This is a genomic window from Streptomyces sp. NPDC040545, from assembly GCF_055595065.1.
Genome location: NZ_JBVIWA010000003.1, coordinates 511,549 through 530,686, shown reverse-complemented (window position 1 = coordinate 530,686; position 19,138 = coordinate 511,549). Strand labels below are relative to the sequence as shown.

Annotated in this window: 16 protein-coding genes and 1 pseudogene; 10 read left to right on the top strand and 7 right to left on the bottom strand. The window is 72.2% G+C overall.

The genetic code is table 11. From position 1 onward, the window contains the following. Positions 1–91: 91 nt before the first annotated feature. Positions 92–703, bottom strand: coding sequence for a TetR/AcrR family transcriptional regulator (locus tag ACZ573_RS10440; protein WP_471301747.1), 612 nt, complete (start codon positions 701–703; stop codon positions 92–94). 258 nt (positions 704–961) lie between these two features. Here ACZ573_RS10440 and ACZ573_RS10435 point away from each other — a divergent pair, with 258 nt between their 5' ends. From ACZ573_RS10435 to ACZ573_RS10425, 3 genes are all read left to right on the top strand, one after another. After that, the gene (locus ACZ573_RS10435) at positions 962–1,603 is read left to right on the top strand and encodes a hypothetical protein (protein WP_471301746.1); all 642 of its coding nucleotides are present in this window, start codon (positions 962–964) and stop codon (positions 1,601–1,603) included. A 915-nt stretch (positions 1,604–2,518) separates the two neighbouring features. Further along, on the top strand, positions 2,519–2,758 hold the full coding sequence (locus ACZ573_RS10430; protein WP_471301744.1) for a hypothetical protein: 240 nt from the start codon (positions 2,519–2,521) through the stop codon (positions 2,756–2,758). A gap of 41 nt (positions 2,759–2,799) precedes the next feature. Continuing rightward, positions 2,800–3,915, top strand: coding sequence for a hypothetical protein (locus tag ACZ573_RS10425; RefSeq protein WP_471301741.1), 1,116 nt, complete (start codon positions 2,800–2,802; stop codon positions 3,913–3,915). A gap of 170 nt (positions 3,916–4,085) precedes the next feature. Here the strand turns inward: ACZ573_RS10425 and ACZ573_RS10420 are convergent, their stop codons facing one another. Continuing rightward, complete coding sequence (locus ACZ573_RS10420; protein WP_471301739.1) at positions 4,086–5,465, bottom strand: hypothetical protein; 1,380 nt, start codon at positions 5,463–5,465, stop codon at positions 4,086–4,088. Between the two features lie 310 nt (positions 5,466–5,775). After that, positions 5,776–7,329, bottom strand: a complete 1,554-nt coding sequence (locus tag ACZ573_RS10415; protein WP_471301736.1) for an NHL repeat-containing protein — start codon at positions 7,327–7,329, stop codon at positions 5,776–5,778. A gap of 302 nt (positions 7,330–7,631) precedes the next feature. Here ACZ573_RS10415 and ACZ573_RS10410 point away from each other — a divergent pair, with 302 nt between their 5' ends. Then, a complete protein-coding gene (locus tag ACZ573_RS10410) occupies positions 7,632–8,879 on the top strand; it encodes a cytochrome P450 (RefSeq protein ID WP_471301733.1) in 1,248 nt (415 codons plus the stop codon). 52 nt (positions 8,880–8,931) lie between these two features. Here ACZ573_RS10410 and ACZ573_RS10405 read toward each other — a convergent pair whose 3' ends face one another. The 4 genes from ACZ573_RS10405 to ACZ573_RS10390 all read right to left on the bottom strand — a co-directional run bounded on the left by ACZ573_RS10405 (position 8,932) and on the right by ACZ573_RS10390 (position 12,653). After that, a complete protein-coding gene (locus ACZ573_RS10405; RefSeq protein WP_471301730.1) occupies positions 8,932–9,504 on the bottom strand; it encodes a YceI family protein in 573 nt (190 codons plus the stop codon). Positions 9,505–9,526: 22 nt separating this feature from the next. Beyond that, positions 9,527–9,967, bottom strand: coding sequence for a hypothetical protein (locus tag ACZ573_RS10400; protein WP_471301728.1), 441 nt, complete (start codon positions 9,965–9,967; stop codon positions 9,527–9,529). Positions 9,968–10,056: 89 nt separating this feature from the next. Then, entirely contained in the window at positions 10,057–11,208 is a 1,152-nt protein-coding gene (locus ACZ573_RS10395) for a DUF1152 domain-containing protein (protein WP_471301725.1), read from the bottom strand. After that, positions 11,205–12,653: a coproporphyrinogen-III oxidase family protein gene (locus ACZ573_RS10390; protein ID WP_471301723.1), complete on the bottom strand. Its 1,449-nt coding sequence runs from the start codon at positions 12,651–12,653 to the stop codon at positions 11,205–11,207. The genes ACZ573_RS10395 and ACZ573_RS10390 overlap by 4 nt, the downstream gene beginning before the upstream one ends. Before the next feature lie 218 nt (positions 12,654–12,871). Between ACZ573_RS10390 and ACZ573_RS10385 the strand changes: the two genes are divergently transcribed. From ACZ573_RS10385 to ACZ573_RS10360, 6 genes and pseudogenes are all read left to right on the top strand, one after another. Next, a complete protein-coding gene (locus tag ACZ573_RS10385; protein ID WP_471301720.1) occupies positions 12,872–14,125 on the top strand; it encodes an ATP-grasp domain-containing protein in 1,254 nt (417 codons plus the stop codon). A 5-nt stretch (positions 14,126–14,130) separates the two neighbouring features. Next, positions 14,131–15,405, top strand: coding sequence for an ATP-grasp domain-containing protein (locus tag ACZ573_RS10380; RefSeq protein WP_471301718.1), 1,275 nt, complete (start codon positions 14,131–14,133; stop codon positions 15,403–15,405). After that, positions 15,402–16,691, top strand: a complete 1,290-nt coding sequence (locus tag ACZ573_RS10375; RefSeq protein ID WP_471301715.1) for an MFS transporter — start codon at positions 15,402–15,404, stop codon at positions 16,689–16,691. The genes ACZ573_RS10380 and ACZ573_RS10375 overlap by 4 nt, the downstream gene beginning before the upstream one ends. Next, positions 16,688–17,698: a GNAT family N-acetyltransferase gene (locus ACZ573_RS10370; protein WP_471301712.1), complete on the top strand. Its 1,011-nt coding sequence runs from the start codon at positions 16,688–16,690 to the stop codon at positions 17,696–17,698. Before ACZ573_RS10375 ends, ACZ573_RS10370 begins: the two co-directional genes overlap by 4 nt. A gap of 142 nt (positions 17,699–17,840) precedes the next feature. Beyond that, positions 17,841–18,746, top strand: coding sequence for an NADP-dependent oxidoreductase (locus ACZ573_RS10365; protein ID WP_471301711.1), 906 nt, complete (start codon positions 17,841–17,843; stop codon positions 18,744–18,746). A gap of 19 nt (positions 18,747–18,765) precedes the next feature. Beyond that, positions 18,766–19,078, top strand: a pseudogene (locus ACZ573_RS10360) (DUF2804 family protein); the annotation flags it as partial. Positions 19,079–19,138 lie beyond the last annotated feature (60 nt).

Sequence of the window (19,138 nt, the reverse complement as noted above, 5' to 3'; positions counted from 1 at the left end):
CCGACCACTGCTCACCAGAAAGATCCCCACGCCCCACACCATGATCATCACGGCGCAAGGCGCGGGCCGGAACCCCGATCTAAAACACGGCCTAGTCGTCGGAGCGGGGCCGGTCGGTGGTGGCGAGCAGGGCGTGCACGGCCGTCTCCATGGTGCTCGCTGCCGCTTCGGCGCTCAGGCCGCTGCTGCGCCAGTGGTACCAGGCGCCCCAGGTGGTCACCGCGTCCAGCCCGTAGAGGACTTCGGTCCCGCGTGCGGCGGGCAGACGTTCGAGTTCCTCCGCGAAGATCTCGGCCAGCCGTGCCCGGGCGAGGTCCAGCACCTCTCGGGTGACCTCGGCAACGCGGCCCCCGGGGGCTTCCAGGCGCATCAGGGTCAGCTGGGCCGGTGTGATCCACTCCAGGATCCGGGCCCGCTGTTCCGTCAGGGCCGCTACCCGGGTGTCACGCGGGCCGGAGGTCGGAAGCGGCCTGATCTGCTCGATCAGCTGCTCCAGCCGGCGGGTGATGGCCGTCTCCACCAGCTCGGACATGTCGGCGAAGTGGTGGAACACCAGGCGCCGGGACACGCCCGCGCGCTCGGCCACCCGCTCGGCGGGGAAGCTGGATTCCCCGTCGTCGAGCAGGGACAGTACGGCCTCGGCGATCTTCACCCGGGACTGGCGGCCGCGCTCGGCACGGCCGTCGGCGGCACGGCCGTCCATGGCGCGCCCCTCGGTCCGCGGCCGTCGAGCCGGCTGATTCACGGTGCCCCTCCCAACCTCGCCGGGTGCCATTGTCGCAAACGAGACGGCGGGTGGCCGTGTGGGCGGGTGCCGACCGTACGGGTGGCAGACCGCGACCGTCCCGGGGAGCCGCGTGGCGCGCCTGTTTGGTTCGACACGTACGTGTCTACGAATCGCGGGCCGGTGTTCGAGGAACGGCCCGGCGTGCCCTCCGCTTCCGAAGGAGACCACCCCACCATGCCCAGAAACCCGCGATGGCTCGTCGCGCTGGCGGCCGGAGCCGCCGTGCTGAGCGCGGGCCCGGCCGTAGCGTCGGCAGCGCCGCCGGCCGCGGTCAACCCGGCCCCCTTCTCCACCATCACCGTCGACCGCAGCACGGTGGCACACGGCGAGAGCTTCACCGTGTCCGCCAGCCGCTACTGGCCGAACGAGGAGGTGTACGTACGGCTGATCCCGGAAGGCCGGGCCGACGAAACCCGCACCGTGGAGGGATCCGACGGGAACGGCGACCTGCGCGCCGGCCGGCGCATCGTCACCCTCGCCATCCTCCTCGCGAACGGCGACGGAGAGGTCTCCGGCACGGTCAGGGTCCCCGAGCGGCACGGCCGGTACCACCACCTCCGGGGCGAGTACCGCCTGGAGCTGGCCGGGCACAGCTCCCAGCTGTGGCAGTCGATCGCCTTCAGGGTGGTCCCGGCGGAGTTCGGCGGGCACCAGAAGCCGGGGCACCGCCCGGCCGAGGAGCACGGTCAGGGTCCGCACGAGGAGCCGGCGACGAATCCCCGCGAGGAGCCGACGACGGATCCCCACGAGGAGCCGGACACGAAGCCCCACGGGGGCGCGCACGAGGACTCTCCGGAGAAGTCTCCCGAGGCCTGACCGCGGTACGGCGGCGCCCTGGAACGACGGTGTTCCGTGGCCGCCCGCACGACCTGCGTGCGGGCGGCCACGGAGCCTGCGGGGACTGCGAAGCCGGTCCCGGGCAGGTCGCGCGGCGCGGAACCCGCACTGCCCGGCGCAGCGGCGGCTCATTCCGAGTCGCCCTAGGCCGGGCGTCGTATGACAGTCACTCAAAAGGGAGCAGAGCGGACGCGGACGAGCCCCCAGAGGGTAACGATGGCGCGACCCGCTCTCCCCTTCCCCCAAGAAAGCAGAAGCTCCTTGATGCGCTCTGATCTCCCTCGGCGAGGCCGTTCGGGGCCGTTGCCCGGTCGGCGGATCCCCCAAGTCTGCGGGGCTTTCGCAGTGCTCACCGTGGCCGCGGCCGGGCTCGCGGGTACCGCGGCATCGTCCCCGGTGCAGGCGGCGCGGTCCTCGGCCGTGGCGCAGGCGGACCCCGATCCGAACGGGCTCTGTCCGTCCTGGGTGAACTGCGGACCCTTCCTGTCCGGACCCCCGCACGACCGGCCGCCACCGCACCGCGAGGACGGCCCGCCGCAGGACGAGGATTACGAGGACGGACCGCCGCACCACGGGGACCACGACGGACACAAGCGTCCGGGTCCCAGCGGCCCGCCGGGCCCGGTCGGACCCAGCGGTCCTTCGGGTCCTCCCGGTCCTTCGGGTCCTCCGGGTCCCAGCGGTCCTGCGGGTTCCACGGGGCCTTCGGGTCCTCCCGGTCCCAGCGGTCCTGCGGGTTCCACCGGGCCTTCGGGTCCTCCCGGTCCCAGCGGTCCCGCGGGCTCCACCGGGCCCTCGGGTCCTCCCGGTCCCAGCGGTCCCGCGGGCTCCACCGGGCCCTCGGGTCCCCCCGGTCCCAGCGGCTCTCCGGGTGCCACCGGGCCGGCCGGGCCCGTGGCCACCACCGAGACCGTCGGCGATCCCATCACCGTGGCCCCCGGCAATGAGGCCACCGTGTTCGCCACCTGCCCGGCGGGGAGCACCCTCGTGAGCGGCGGCTACCTCATGAGCGGCTCGCTGCAGGTCCTGCTGACCTCGCGGGCGGCGACTCCCAACACCTGGACCGTCACCGTCCTGAACCCCTCGGCAACGGCCTCCGCCACCGTGGCGGCCGTCGCACAATGCGCGCCGTGACCGCACGCCGGGCCCATCCGCCCGCCCCTGAAGGGAATTGCATGCTCAGATCGGAAAGGGTCGTCAAGGCCCTGGGGACCGGCGCATGCCTGGTCTCCGTCCTGGCACTCTCCGCACCGACCGCCTCGGCGACGACGACCGACATCTCGTGCGGCGAGATCCAGTCCGGCGTGGTGTCCTGCCAACTGCCGGACGGCCTCTCCTCGTACGACACCACGGCCCTGCTGGCGGCGGCGCAGAACGCGACGCAGACCCCGCTGACCACGACCACGCCCATGGTCGTGACGGCGTACGGCGGTGCCGGACGGTACGGCAGCAACGGCGGCGGCCTCTACCGTGGCGGTGACGGCGGCTACGGTGGCAAGGCGCAGACCGTCACGTCGGTCGCGAGCTTCCAGACCGCGTTCGGACAGACCCTGTACTACTACATCGGCCAACTCGGCGCGACGTCCGCCGGCGGTCGCGGCGGTGCCTCCACCCTGGTCTCCGGCGTGGACCTCACCACGCAGAACCCGTGCATCGAGGGCTACGGCTCGTGCACCACGACCACGCTGCTCGCCGACGCCGGCGGTGGCGGCGGTGGTGGCCAGGGCAATGCCAACGGCAACGGCGGCGCCGGCGGCAACGGCGGCACCGCGGTCTCGGGTCAGATCATCTCGGGCGGATCCGCGGGCAGCGACGGCAAAGCGACCACCGGCAGCCTGACGCGCACCGGCGCGGGTGGCAGCGGCGGCAGCAACGGTGACGGCGGTTCAGGCGGCCGTGGCGGCTCCGGGGTGGACCACAAGGCCGGGACCAGCGGCATCGACGGCATCGGCGGTCTGGGCGGCCCGGTCCACACCGGCAACGGCCCCAACGCCGGTGCGACGTGGACGAACAACTCCTCCCTCTTCTTCGGCAATGCCGGGCAGGGCGGCGAGGGCGAGTGGCGGACCAACGGCACCAACTACGGCAGCGGCGGCGGTGGTGGCGGCGGCTGGGGTGGCGGCGGTGGCGGTGGCGGCGGCGGTGAAGCCATCACCGGTGGTGGCGGAGGCGGTGGCGGCAGCTGGGCGGTGGCGAACACCGACACGGCCTCGAGCGTCCCGGTGATCTCCAACGGCAACAGCGGTGAGAACGGCGCCGTCTACGTGACGTTCGTCGGTTCGGGCAGCTGACACCCGGCGCGGCCGGCGAAGGCGCGCCCCGTGCCCCGGGGCTCCCTTCGCCGGCCGTGCCCCGCTGTGGGGACGATCCCGGTTCCCGCGACGCAGCGATGGACGCACGAAACGCCCTGCGGCCCCGCCCCCTCTCGGGGCGGGGCCGCAGGGGCGTCGACGGGGCGGGGTCAGCCGACGCAGGACGTCACGGGTGCCGGGCTGTAGAGGCAGTTCGTCGGGGTGTTGTTGGCGATCGTGGTGGTCGTGACCGAGGTGATCGCGGTGCTCGTCCAGATGCCGCCGGGCGCGGGGGCGTCCGGCGCGACGTTGAACTGGACCGAGGCGTCGGTCAGGTTGTAGGTGCCGGACGCGTTGTAGATGCCGCCGGCTCGTGAACCGGTGCCGGAGACCTTGTTGCGGTCGACGGCGGAGCCGTTCACGTTCACCGCCGGGGTGGTGGCGAGGCTGGCCGTGTAGATCCCGCCGCCCAGCGAGTAGCGGCCGGCGGCCAGGTTCTCCGTCACGTCCGAGGCGTTCAGGAGGTTCAAGGTGCCTCCCAGCGCGTTGATTCCGGCCCCGTGACCGGCCTCTCCGATGAGCTTGTTCCCCTTCACCTTGGTGTTGTCCAGCGTGAGCGTTCCGCCGTGCACGGAGATGCCGCCTCCGCCGTCGTCCGCGGATTGGACCGTCACCGTGTTTCCCTCGATGACGGAGTCGGTGATGGTCCGGTTGCCGCTGAACCCGATGTACACCCCGCCGCCGGAGCCCGACCCGAGACCGCCGGTGGTGACGCGGTTGTCGGTGACGGCGGTCCCCGTCATGTTCAGGGTGCCGCTTCCGTCGGAGGAGATACCGCCGCCGAAGTCGAAGGCGGTGTTGTGCTTGATGCTGCCGCCGTTGACGGTGAGCGTCCCGGCGGAGTGCCCGATACCGCCGCCGACGCGCGCACGATTGCTCGTGATGTGGGTGTTGGTGAGGGTGAGCTGCCCGTCGGACTGCAGCCCGCCCCCGCCGCTCGCCCCACCGCTGGTCTGGTTGTCCGAGATGCGGCTGTCGGTCAGGGTTCCCGTGGTGCTGGACCGGAACCTGATGCCGCCGCCGAGGTTCGCCGTTGCTCCCTGGAAGGCGACGTTGGTTCCCGCGAAGGTGCTGTTTTCCCTGACCAGCACGTTGCCGCCGCCGATGGCGTTGGAGGGCTTCCCGTTCATGACGGTCAGGTCGTTGAGTGTCAGGTTGCCCTGGGTGACGGGGTCCGGAGCGCCCGTACCGACCTCGAACAGGCGGAAGGATGCGGAGCCGACACGCTTGATGGTCGCGTTGTGGCCGTTGATGGTCACGCCGGTGGTGTTGTTGGTGATAGGCGGAAGTCCGGTGTCGGTCGAGTACGCGGCCGAGACCTCGTAGAGGCAGTACGGCTCCAGGTCGATGACCGTGTCCACGCCCGCGTTGGCGTTGACGATCGCGGCGATCAAAGCCGCGGTGTCGCACGGCACGGTGACCGCGTGGGCGGGGACCACGGCGGTCGCCGTCGCCGCGCCGGTCAGGGCAAGGGTGACAAGGGAGCTCAATCCCCGGTGACGCGTGCTGCGCCGTCTCATCGTCGTACCTTTCGTGAAGCCGTTCGTGGAGCCGTCCGTGGTGCGGTACGCGGACCGGCGCGATGCCGTCAGGCTCTGCCGCGCTCCTGCGCCGAGGAGGCCGGGACCCGGGGAAGGGGTAACCGTCCGGGGCGCGGTTCATGCCCCGTACCGCAGCGTGGCCGCGGTCTGTCACACGTCCGGGCCCAGCCGGAGACCCGTACGGCGGGTCGGGCAGCGGGTCGGGCGGCCGGGTGGGGCGCCGGGTCGGGTGCCGCGTCGGGCTGGCCGTTCGCGCGGGTCAGGAGTCCTTGATCCGGACGAGGCCGCCGACCACGCCGACATAGGCGGAGCCGTCCCTGGCCAGGGTCACCGGCGCGTAGTGGTTGTTGAACAGGGGCCCGGCGCCGACCAGCCGGCTCCACACCCGCTTGCCGGTCCGTACGTCCAGTGCCGTGAGGTACCACGCGTCGGGCATTGCGGCAGTGCCCGTCCGGTGGGCGGAGCGCAGTTCGTCCGCGGTGGGGTGGGTGAAGGTGTACAGGAGGCCCGTCGCGAGGGAGACCTTGCTGACGACGCTGGGAACCCGTTCGGTGCTGTCGGACCAGGCCAGGGAACAGGTACGGGTGGTGTAGTCGACGTGGACCCGGGCCAGGCCGGGTTCGGTGTCGACCTGGCGCCCACCGAGCATTCCCTTCAGGAGGGCGTGCTCTGCGACGACGTACCCGTAGTTGTTCTCCACGACGAGGTCACCGCCCACGGCGACGAGGCTGTTCTCGTCGGCACTCCTGCCCGGGGCGAAGACCGGCTGTTCGCACACCTTCGCGGGCCCGGTCTTCCCGCGCTCCATCACGAGCACCTTCATCCGGGGGTCGGCGTTGTCGGTGACGGCGACGTACCCTCCGCCCGGGCCGGATGCCGGGCCGATGAGCGTGGGAGTGGTCCCACTGCCCTGGCTGAGCTGGCCGGGCTTCTGCCGCGAGCCCCTGTCGTACGGGGCCCGCCAGGTGACGACGGGTCGGCCCTCGGCGGACGCGTCGAAGCGGTAGAGGGCGTGGTCGCTGACGACGAAGACGCCGCCGGACTCGTCGACCGCGATGCTGTTGGCGATTCCCTCCCCCCGCAGCACGTGGGTGGAGACCGCGCCGGTGGCGGGATCGAGGACGCCGACCACACCGCTGCCGGTCACGAACCACGTCCTCCCCGACCAGTCGGGGAGGACGGACACGATGCCGCTGGTGCCGATCACCGGCTTGAGGTCGTAACGCGCCTCCGTCACGAGTGCGTCGCGCCGGACGGCCACGACCTGGATGGTGCCGTCCTTCGTGGGGACGACGGCCCGGTCGAGCTGATCGAGGTAGAAGTAGCCGCCTCCCGAGACTTCCGTGGGGCTGGTGCCCGCCGTTCCGGGCAGCGTGAGGGAGGAAACCGCTGCGAGGTCGTGCGGATCGAGCAGCATCAGCCGGGGAGAGCGTCCGGGGGTCATGCAGACGGTGACGATCCGGCCCCTGGAGTCGAAGGTGACCGAGCCGCAGAGCCCGCCCTGGAGCCTGCTGCGTACGGCGAGATCGCGGCCGGTGGGGCCGGGGCCTTCGTACGTGTCGCTCTGGTAGGCGTCGCCGTGCAGGTTGCTGGAGCCGTTTGCGGCCATGAACGGGTGCTGCGGGACCGGGGGGACGGAGACCGGCCGAGGCGCGACGGCGTGACCGGTGAACGGGTCCAGTCCGGCTCCGCGCGGATCCCCGGGTATGGACAGGGCGGGCACGGTCACCGCTCCGGCCGGGGCCGCGGCGGTGAGGGACGGTAAGACGGCGGCTGCCACCAGGACAGCCAAGACACGGAGGAACGTACGCATACGTGGGCCTTTCCTTCCGCCGAAATCATTGCACTACTAGTGCAAGAATGATGATGCGGTAGGGGCCGACGGGCTGTCGAGGGGGCGGGATGGCTCGGTAACGCGCCCCGAGCCATGGCTTCGCGGCCTGGGCGTGGGGGCCTTGACCTGTAATGTCGCCGTCCGGCAGGCGGCCGCCGGGGCCTCCGTGCATGCTGGGGAAACCGGGGCGCCGGATTCGGCCGGCGACCAGTGTCAGAACGACGACGGCGGCGGATCGCACGAACGGTCCGCCGATCCCGCGAGCCGTGCGAGGACACATCATGAGCCAAGCCATGCTCCGGCAGATCCTCGACTACTCCAGCCGCGCCGATCCGTACCCGCTGTACGAGGAGCTGCGCAAGACGCCGGTGTTCCACGACGCGGACGGGCCGTATGTCGTCAGCACGTACTACGAGATACAGAGCCTGCTGCACGATCCGCGCATCAGCTCCGACCCCCGCAACCTGACACTGCCGTCGAGCGACCCGCTGGCGCAGGAGGCCGGGGACGACTCGGCGCTGCCCCCGGTGTTCCTCAAGCTCGACCCGCCGGACCACGACCGGCTGCGCCGCATCACGAACCGGCCGTTCGGGCCGCCGCACTCGCCGCACAAGGTCCATGACATGCGCGGCGAGCTGGCCGGCATCGTCTCGAGCCTTATCGAAGGCATCGTCGACGCGGGATCCCCGGAACGGATCGACCTGGTCGACCAGTTCTCCTACCCCTTCCCGGTGACGGTGATCTGCCGGCTGCTCGGTGTGCCGCACGAGGACGAGCCCCGCTTCCACGGCTGGGCCGACACCATCGCCGCCAGCCTGGACCCCGATCCCGACGCCGACCCCGGCGAGAAGCCGAAGGCCGCCGCGGACGCACAGATGGAGCTCGGCATGTACCTGGCCGGGCTGATCGAGGAGCGCCGCAAGGATCCGGGCGAGGACATGCTGTCCCAGCTGGCGGCCGCCACCGAGGAGGCGGACGGGTCCATGAGCACGCTGGAGGCCATCAGCACCGCGGCGCTGCTGCTGATCGCGGGCCACGAGACCACGGTCAACCTGATCACGAACGGCATGCTGACCCTCCTGCGCCACCCGGACGTCCTCCAGCGGCTGCGCGAGGACCCGCAGCTGTCCGTACCGATCGTCGAGGAACTGCTGCGGTACGAACCGCCCGTGCAGCTCCTGCCGCGGCGCAGCACGCTCGACGACATCGAGGTGGCCGGGGTGACCATCCCCAAGGGGGCCACGGTTTCGCTGATCCTGGCCTCCGGGAACCGCGACCCGAAGCGGTTCGAGCACCCGGACCGCTTCGACCCCGACCGCGGGGACATCCAGCACCTCGGCCTCGGCAGCGGCATCCACAGCTGCTTCGGCGCCCCGCTGGCACGCATGGAGGCCCAGCTGGCCCTCAGCGAGCTGGCCCGCAGACTGGAGAACCCGCGGCTGCTGGAGGACCCGCCCCCGTACCGCCAGAACGCGGTGCTCCGCGGGCCCCGCCATCTGCCGATCGCCTGCGACGGCATCCGCCCCTGACTCCAGGGGGAACCGCCGCACCCCCACGGGAACGGGCGCACCCCCACCCCGCTCAGGCGGCCGCTGTGCCGGGCTCGAGGACGGCCTCGACGTCGACCGTGACGTCGACCATGGGGCTGACGACCACTCCGCCGCGGTCGACCACATCGTTCCAGCTCACCCCGAACTCGTGTCGGTCGATGCGCGCCGTGGCGACGAATCCGGCGCGTCGCCGGGGGCCGAGGTCCCGCCCCTCCTCCCACCAAGGGGTGTCCCACTGTCCCAGGTAGGTGACGTCGAAGGTCACGGGGCGCGTCACGCCGCGTACCGTGAGATCTCCGGTGACCTCGAACTCGGTTCCGCTCACCTGGTGAACGCGCGACCCGACGAACGTCCACGTCGGGTGGTGCTCGACGTCGAAGAAATCGGCACTGCGGAGGTGGGCGTCGCGCTGGGGCTGACCGGTGTACACCTCGGTCGCGTCGATGGTCGCCTCGACGCGTGCCTCCTCCGGCCTGTCGGGATCGACCACCAGCGACCCGTGCACGTTCTTGAGCTGTCCCCGCACGTACGTGACCATCATGTGTCTCGCCCGGAACTCCGCCGCGGTGTGGCCGGGTTCGAAGAGCCATGTGGTCATGGCCATAGGCGCCCCTGACGAGCCCTCTTCACCGGTGTTCGTGTCCGGTCACGCCGTCGGCCACGAGGGCGACGCCGATGCCCAGCAGCCAGAGGTCCTTGGCCAGGGTGATTCCCTGCTCGGTCGGGCGCAGGCTGCCTTCCTCCCGCATCCCCGGAGTACGCAGGTAGAGCCCGAGGGTGCCCACGGAGAACGCGGTCAGCGCGGCCCCGGCGACAGCGGCGGGGACGAACGGTACGAGCAGTGCGGCGGCGATGGCGAGCTCCCCGGCGGAGAGCAGCCTGGCGAACTTCTGAGCGTCCTGCTTCTTCAGGAACGGGTAGGTCATGGCGGCGAACTGCTGCAGCTTCTCAGCCGTGGCCTCGTCCGCACCGAGCTTCGAGATCCCGGAGTTCAGCAAGAACGCGCCCGTCGTCAGCCGCAGCGGAAATTGTCGCGCGGCAGCACACCGTGCCGAAGCGGATAGCATGCGGAACCTCCCAACACGTACCCCACGTACCACCCTGCCACCCCCTCGGGGCATGTCAAACGGGGGTCGAGCAGCCCCACCCCCGCCGGCTACCAGGAGGCACCCCGCCCGAGCAGTTCCCTTCCCGGCCCGGAGGTGAGCGGGAGGAGGGGGGTGTCCGTGGCGAGGAGGGCCCGGAGGGCGGGGATGTCCGCCCAGGCGAGGCCGAGGGAGCGGGCGGCGTGGCGGAGGGTGATGTGGTCGGCTCCGCCAGCCGCTTCGCACAGGGTCTTCATGGCCTCGTCCCGGTCGAGGAGGGCGATCCCCCCGGCGGGCGGGTCCGGCCGGGGGGATCGGGTGCGCTCGCTCTCCAGCCCCGGGATGCCGGTGATCCGGCGGGAGAGGTCGGCGGCGGCGTCCAGGGTGGCCGGGCGCTCGTCCACGAGGGCCCGGGCGACGGGGTTGTGGCCGATGGCCTCCCGGAGCGGCAGGGGGTACAGCCGCGGGGAGACGTCCGTGAGGCGGATGACGCTGTTCACGGTGCGGACCGTGCCCCGGGCGCCGTGCACGGCGGCCGCCCACAACGCGGATGCCTCGGAAGGGTGCCAGGCCAGTGCGCGGCCGGCCGCCGCTGCCGCGTCCCGGTCCGGGGTGAGGGGGCGGCTTCCGGCGAGGCGTTCGAGGAGGGGCCGTTCACCGATCTCTCCGTCGAGGCCGGGGCCCGCGATGTGGACGGTGGCGGGGATGCCGGTGAGGCGGCAGGCCGCGAGGGTGAGGGCGTCCCCGAACGGACTGCACAGGCCGGGCTCGTTGCCGTGGGTGAGGATGTCGCCGCCGATGTCGACGACGCGGATCCGGCCGCCTGTCGCTTCGGCCATCGATGAGATCTGCCGTGCCAGGGAGGAGAGTCCCCGGGCGGGGTCGAGGAGCAGCAGCCGGGCGGGCAGGTCCCTGGCGAGGGCGGGCATGGTGGACCCGGCCGGCGGGCGGGCGCGGGTGGCCGGTGTGAACGTCGCGAAGCCGCCCCCGAAGCCGCCGCCGAAGTCGCCCCCGAGGCCTCCGTCCTCGTCGTGGGCGAGGCCGTCGAAGTCGCCTGCCCCGAGGGGGCGGGCGGTCGGGTCGACCTCCGGGCGCTCCCACGCGTAGGTGGCGATCCACGGGGGATCCGCCGGGCCGGCCCGGTCCGCCGTGAGGGCGCGGGCGGCGATGAGGGTCCCGACGGGGTCCCCTCCGCCGCCCGCCGCGATGTACAGGTCCCTCACGCGGCTCCCTCGCGCTCCCGCAGGTCGATGCCGGTGATCCGTACCGGTGTCGCCCCCATGTTCTTCCGGGCGCGCTTGTTCGCCGCGTGGAGCTCCTCGTAGTACTCGCGGTCGAGGTCCTTGACGGACCGGGAGTAGAACATCCAGGACAGTACGTCGCGGTACTTGAAGCCCTTGGGGGTCAGCTGGACGCGGCGGCCGAGACGGTGGACGAGCCCGTTGGACTCGGCCGCGTCGAGGACGGGCTCGAACTCGGCGGCGTGCTTCCGGTAGCCGAACCGGTCGAGCTCCGTGAGGTCGAGGTCGAACATGTCGAGGACGAGGCGCTTGCGGACGAGCTCCTCACCGGTCAGTTCGAAACCGGTGACGGGCGAGAGCTCGTGGTTCCTGGCCCTCTTGATGTAATCGGCGACCTCGGCCGCCGAGGGCTTCACGCTGCCGCACATGTAGTCCAGCACGCTGGTGTACGAGCGGGCGCCGACCCCGAGACCGAGCAGGGGAACGCCGTGGAAGGTGAGCACCTTCTGGACGTAGCCGCCGCGCCCGGGCTTCTTGTAGCGGACGGAGCCCTCCTGGACGTAGCCGTGGTCGAGGAAGACCTGGCGGGCGTAGTCGTAGCGCTCGTAGAGCTCGGGCTGCCACATGTACTGGTAGGCGCCGGTCCTGGAGAACCAGGCGTCCGGCCGCACCGTGAGGAAGTAGGTGCTGATGGTGGTGGGCCGGAGCGCGGCCAGCTCGTCCACGCTCTGGCGCCAGGTTTCCGGGGTCTGTCCCGCGAAGCCCATGATCAGGTCGGTGGACAGGTCCGGCAGGCCGAGTTCGTGGGCGGTGCGGACGGCGCGGCGGATGACGTCCTCGTCCTCGCTGCCGCGGCCGGCCTCGCGGATCTCACGCGGGACGAGGGACTGGATGCCGACGTTGGCGCGGGTGAGGCCCATGTCGATGAGGGCCTTGAAATCGCCGGGCGCGTCGGCGATCGACGACGGGGTGGCTTCCACGGCGACTTCCTCGGCCGTGGAGCGCCAGTTGGGGTAGATCTCGCCGATGGTGGTGAAGATCTGCTCGAAGTGGCGGGGCTTCAGCAGGGCGGGGGTGCCGCCGCCTATGTAGATCGTGCGTAACCGCCGGGCCTGGATGATCTCCGCGTGATCGCGGATCTGCGTACAGAGGGCGTCGGTATAGGCGTCGTAGACGTCCTCGTCGGTGCTGATGATCGTGTACAGGTTGCAGAAGCCGCATTTGCGGTCGCAGAAGGGGACGTGCAGGTAGAGATTGAGCTCGGGGACCTGGTGGTTGGCGAGATCCCTCGCCCACACGTCGGGGACGCTCCACCTGCCCTCCGGGAGCGGGCGGTACGTGGAGCGGGGCGGGTACGAGTACTGGTAGGGCGGAATGACGCCCTGGTCGATGTGGTCGGCGAGCTCCTGGTGCAGGCTGCTGGTCACGGTGTTGCCCTCCCGTACGGGGTGCCGGCGCGGGTTTTCCCGGCCTGGCGATCCGATCACGGGACACTTGTCCGGTTCCATCGGGTGGGCGCACCAAATACCCATCCCGTACTGGCCGGTTCGTTGGCAGTTGCTCCAAAGGCCCACGCTGCGGGGGGACTTCTTTTCGTCTGTCAGGCCGATAGCCGCCGCGCCCGCCCCCCGGCTTTGCTGGAGGAATGACAATCGGGGTGGGCCCGCGCGGGCCGGGAGTGCTGGTGATCGAGCCGATGGGGAACGCCGGGCGGTTCCTCGTCGAGGCGGCCGACCGGCTGGGAGTGCGCCTGTACGCGGCCACCCGCAAGGACGTCCACGACGGCTATCCCGACCGGCTGCGGGCCGGCCTCGCGGGGGTGTGCGCAACGGACCTGGCGGACACGCCGAGGGCCCTGGACGACATGGCCGCCTTCTGCCGGCAGCACGCCATCACCGGTGTCGCCCCCTGCTTCGAGCTGCTGACCCCGCTCGCCGCACTGCTCGCCGAACGGACCGGCCTGCCCGGCAACGATCCCCGGCTCGCGCGGGCCGCCAGGAACAAGATCGAGATGGGTGAGGCGTTCGCGGCCGCCGGCATCCCCGCACCCCGCTGGGCGGTCGCGCACGATGCCGCCGAGGCGTACCGAGAGGCACAGGAGCGCGCGCTCGGATGGCCGCTGGTGGTCAAGCCGGCGGAGCAGGGCGGTTCGTGGGGCGTGTCCGTGGTCGAAGGCCCCGATCAGCTCGCCGACGCGGTCGGCGCGGCCCAGCGGTTCACGCACGCCCACCCGCACGGCCTGGAGCTCGATACGCGGGCCCTGCTGCAGGAGTACGTCCCAGGGGGGGAGTACTCCTGCGACACGGTGGTCGCGGGCGGGGTGGCCTACCCCCTGCCCGTCGTCGCGAAGGACACCACCGAGGGCCGGTACCGCATCGAGACCGGGCACACCTGCCCCTCCGGTCTGCCCGCGCCGCTGGTCAGGAAGGTGCAGCACATCGCGGCGCGGGCGGCGCTCGCCGTCGGCGTCCGCAACGGGATCGCGCACACGGAGCTGAAGATTCCGCCGGGCACGGAAACCCCGTACGTGATCGAGACCGGCGCCCGGCTGCCGGGGGACAACCTGTGCGAGATCGTCGAGGCCGCGACCGGCGTGAGCGAAGCCGAGGCCCAGCTCCAGGCCGTCCTCGGTCTGGTGCCCGACACCGTGCCCACCCGTACGGACGCGGCGTCGATCCGGTTCCTGCTGCCGGAGCGCGGAGGCGTGGTGCGGCAGGTGGTCATCCCGGAGCTGCCCGGTACGCGGGGCGAGGTGCATCTCGGGCCCGGGGAGGCGGTGCCGGACCCGGCGGATTCGGCCTGCCGGATCGGGCACGTGGTGGCCCGTGCGGAAACGGCCGAGCGGGCGCGCGGGCTGGCCGACCGGGTGGCCGCCCGGTCCCGAGTGGAAGTGGGCTGAAGCCGGTGCGGAAGATCGCTTTCTTACGGTCGGTGGGCATCCAGCGCGCCGATCCCTACGTCCAGCAGGCCGTACGCGGGCTCGCGGCGGACGGGATCGAGGCCGGGCTGTTCCACACCAGCGGCATCGCCGGTGACGAGGACTTCCCCGGCTACCGGGAACGGCTCGACCGGGGCGTGACGCCCCGGGAGCTCGCGGACGCGGTCGCCGCCTGGGGGGCGGACGCGGCGGTGTCGATCTCGCTGCCGTGCGAGAACGCCCTGCGCGACGCCGCGGCCAAGGCCTTCCTGGACGCGGTGGGCATCCCGACGGTCATGACGCCGCTCGCCGCGACGATGCTGCTGGTGGACAAGTGGGAGACCAAGCAGCTCTGCGAGCGGGCCGGGCTGCTGGTGCCCGACGGGTTCCGGGTCGACTCCGATCTGCTGGCGGGCCGGGGTCTCGCGGTGCCCGGCTACCGGGACGCGCTGCGCGTGCAGGCCGAACGGATCGGCTATCCGCTGATGTCGAAGCCCGTATGGGACTCGACCAGCATGGGCATCCGCACCCTGCGCTCACCCGCCGACCTCGATGCCTACCTCGCATCCGGCACGCCGGTGTCGGGGCGGTCGTCGGCGGTGGTGTCCGCGGTGGTGGAACAGGTCGTCGAAGGTGACCTGTGCAGCGTGGACATCGTGGGGCGCCCCGGCGCCTACCAGGTCCTTCCCCTGTGCTGGACCGGCCGCGCCGGGGCCGAGCCGGTGTTCACCTTCGCGGACCTGCGCTGGTGCGGCCCCCGCGAGGAGGCCGACGCCGCCTTCGCCGAAGTGGCCCGCACCCTGGTGGACTTCTGCGGGGGCCTGGGAGTGCACGGGTCGGTGAACATCGACATGATCTACACCGGCGGGCGGTTCGTGATCCTGGAGATCAACCCGCGCATCGGCGGCGCCACCACCCTCTCCTGCGCCGCGTCCGGCACCAACACCTTCACCTCCCTCGCCCGCCTGGCCCGCGGCCTCCCCTTCACCGGAGGCACGGCACGACGGGCCGGCTGGGCGATCGAATTCCTCGCCGGGGACGGCATCCCGCCGGCGGTACTGACCGAGCTCCGCCGGTGCGTCCGGGTGGTCACCGCGCACGACCTGGTCATCGACGGCGCCTCCCACGGGGACATCGTGGTGATCACCCTCGCCGAAGGCGAGGAGGACCCGACCGTGAAGGCCCTGACGCGGCTGCACGAGGCGACCGGCTTCCCCGCGGCCGAGGTCATGGGCAAGATCAGCTCCCTGCTGAACCGGTGAGCGCGGCCACCGACACCCGCCGCCCGCGCACCGCGGCGGACCGTCTCGGCCTGCCCGGACTGCGCGGGCACGGCCTCTTCGTCACCGGCAACCTGATCGACTCCGTCGGCAACGGCATGCTCCTGCCGCTGGGACTGCTGTACTTCACCGACGTCCAGGGGCTGCCCCTGGCGCGGGTGGGCGCGGCCATGACGATCGGTCAGGCCCTCGCCCTGCCCGTCACGTTCCTCGCCGGACGCCTCATGGACCGCGTCGGGCCGAAACGCGTCGTGGTGTGGGCGAACATCCTCTCCGCCGCCGGGTTCGCCCTGTTCCTGCTCGCCCGCGAGCCGTCGCACGTCGCCGGCGTGTACCTCCTCGTACAGGCCGGCATCAACATGTACTTCACCGCGCAGCGCACCCTGATCACGCACGTCACCCAGGCCGGCGAACGCCGCTCCTGGTTCGCCTTCACCGGCTCGCTGCGCAACATCGGGCTCGCCGCCGGGTCCGCCGCCGCGGCGGGTGCCCTGACCGTGTTCGGGAACGGCTCGCTGCGCTGGATGATCGCGGTCGATGCCGCCACCTACCTCGTGGCCGCCGCCTGCTTCGCCGCCCTCACCACCACCCCAGCGGAACCGGACGGGACGCCGCCGGGTGCCCTCGTGACCCGGGCCGACCACACCCGCCGCTACCTGCTGCTCGTGGCCGTCAACATCCCCTACGTCCTCGCGCAGGCCGTCCTCGCCGTCCTCGCCGCCGTCTACACCACCCGCGCCCTGGGGCTCCCCGCCTCGGCGGCGAGCCTGCTGTTCGTCATCAACACCGTCATCGTCTCCGCGTGTTCGACGGTCGTCACCGCGCACGTGGCGCCGAAGGTGCCCCGCCGCGCCGTGACCGCCGGATACCTGATCATGGCCGTCGGGATGTGGGCGTTCGCACTGCCCGCACTGCCCGCCCTGCCCGGACTGCCCGTACTGCCCTCGCCGCCCGGTGCCGCCTCCGCCGCCTGGGCGGCCCTCGTCGTGGCGGTCGTGCTGTTCAGCGTGGCGGAGATCCTCCTCGGCCCGGCGCTGAGCGAACTGTCCGTGAGCCTCACCCCCCAGGCGGCCGGCGGCTTCACACAGGGCCTGTACCAGTTCTCGTGGGCCGTCGGCATGGTCGCCGCCCCCGCCCTGTTCACCCTGCTGCTGGAGGCCGGCCCGCTCTTCCCGTGGGCTGTCGAAGCCGCCGCCTGCCTGATCGCCGTACTCGCCGCGCCCGCCCTCAAGGCCCCGAACCGCCACCGCCGGAGGAACCCCCGTTGATCACGAGCACCGTCGAGTCCGTCCATGAGGTCCCCGCCGCCGAGTGGGAGCACCTCGCCCGGCCGGCCGGCCTCTACCTCTCCCACCGGTGGCTCGCAGGCGAAGAGGAAGACCCCACCGCCACCTGCGCGTACGTGCTCGTCCGGGACCCCGGAGGCACACTGCTCGCCGCCACCCCCCTCTACCTGGTGCGGGACGAGCCGAACGACAGCTACCAGCCCGAGACCGTACTGCCCCCGTACCTGAGGCCCCGCGTGATCGCCGGCGCCCGGCGCGGCTACCACAACACCCCGCTCACCGCCCCCGGCCTCGGCCCCGGCCGGCGCGACGCCTGCCTCGCCCTCCTCCGGGACGCCGTACGCCGCTTCGCCGACCACCACGGCACGACGCACTGGTGGCCCTACCTCACCGCCGAGGCCGCCACCCGGCTCGCCCCCCTCTACCCGGACCCCGCCCTGCACCTGGAGGACGACGCCCTCATCCCGCTCCCCGGCACAGACTTCGACGACTACATCTCCTCCCTGCCCTCACAGCGCCGCGCGGGCATCCGCCGTGAGCGCCGCGAATTCGCCGCGGCCACCGGCCTCGACGTACGCCGCCAGGTACTCGCCGACTGCTGGGAGGACGCCGCGGTCCTGCTTGCCGGACACCAGCAGGGCCACGGGCACGACCGGGACGGCCTCGACGCGATGACCGGCCTGCTGAAACGGCAGGCCACGGCGATGGGCAGCGAAGCGCGTGTGGTGGCCGCCTACGACGGACCCCGGATGACCGGCTTCTGCCTCTTCTACCACTACGGGACCACGACGTGGATCCGCGCGGTCGCCCTCGACCGCCGCCACCCGGCGCCCCGCCTGTACTTCAACCTCATGTACTACCTGCCCATCGAGGACGCCTACGCCCACGGAACGACCGCCCTCCACGCGGGCATGAAGGCCATCGAGGCCAAGCGCCGCCGCGGGGCCGGGGTGTCCGGCCTGTACGCCCTGGCCGACCCACCGTCCTGATGTTCCGCGTGCCGCACCGGTGCTCACGGAGAAGCACGGAATGCTGTGGGTGCGCCGAGGGCGGGTGCCTGCCCGCCCTCACCGGCCGGGCCACGAGGCGGCGGCCGCGCCCGTACGCACGCCCTCCATCCGGGAGTTCCTGATGTCCAGAGCCATCACCTTCTCCGAGTACGGCGCGCCCCAGGTGCTGCGCCTGTCCGACGTCACCCCGCCGGAGCCCGGTCCGGGCCAGGTCCGGATCCGGGTGCGGGCCGCCTCCGTGAACCCGTTCGACATGAAGCTCCGCTCCGGTCTGATGGCCGGCGCCGTCCCGGCCCGGTTTCCCGTGGTCCTCGGTCTGGACGCGGCCGGCGTGGTCGATACCGTGGGTGAGGGAGCCGGCGCGGCCGCGGGAGACGAGGTCCTCGGCGTCGCCGTCGGCGGCAGCTACAGCGAGTACGCGCTGCTCGACCGGTTCGTGGCCAAGCCCGGAGCCCTGTCCTGGGAGGCCGCGGCCTCCCTGGTGACGGTCGGTCAGACCGCGTTCCGTGTCCTGGAACAGCTGGGCGTGCGGACCGGGCAGACCCTGCTCGTCCACGGCGCCGCCGGCGGTGTCGGCACGGCCGCGGCGCAGTTGGCCGTCGCCCGGGGCATCACGGTCGTGGGAACGGCCGGCGAGCGCGATCTCGAACGGGTGGCTGCGCTGGGCGCCGAGGCGGTCCGTTACGGCGGCGGCTGGCCGGAGCGGGTGCGCGCCGCCGCTCCCCAGGGGGTGGACTTCGTCTTCGACACCTCCGGCGCGGGCGTGCTGGCCGCATCGGTGGCGCTGACCGGTGACAGCACCCGTGTCGTCACCATCGCCGACATGTCGGCGGCGCAGCACGGTGTGCTCTTCAGCACCGGAAGCACGGACCGGACCGGGGACTCCCTGCCGGAGCTGGCACGGCTGGCCGCCGAGGGGAAGGTCTCGGTTCCGGTCTGGCGCACCTACCCGCTGGCGGAGGCCGCCCAGGCCCACACCGACCTGGAAGCCCATCGCAACCGCGGCAAGGCCGTCCTGCTGCCCTGAGCCGTCCGTACTGGCCTTCGGCGCCGACGCCTGGGGCACCCTCGACCACGGGCGCGGCCGGTGGCCCCGCTCGGTGGCGTGGAACTGGGGCGCCGCCTCCGTCCCGCGGCGACCACCTGGCGCCGTGGTCGATCCGCAGCCCCGGATCGGCCCGGGTGGACCTGGTGTTCACCCCGTTCCACAACCGGTCCACCCCCAACGGCATCGGTCTCCTCGCCAACCGCACGGATCAGTGCTTCGGCCACTACACGGGCTCGATCCGCACGGGCGGCGAGCGGATCGTCGTGGACCGGCTGCTGGGATGGGCCGAGGACGTCCGCATGCGCTGGTGATCCGCCCCACCGGAGTCCGTGCCCGCGCGCACGCCCGGCCCGTGGTTCCGCCTCGGACCG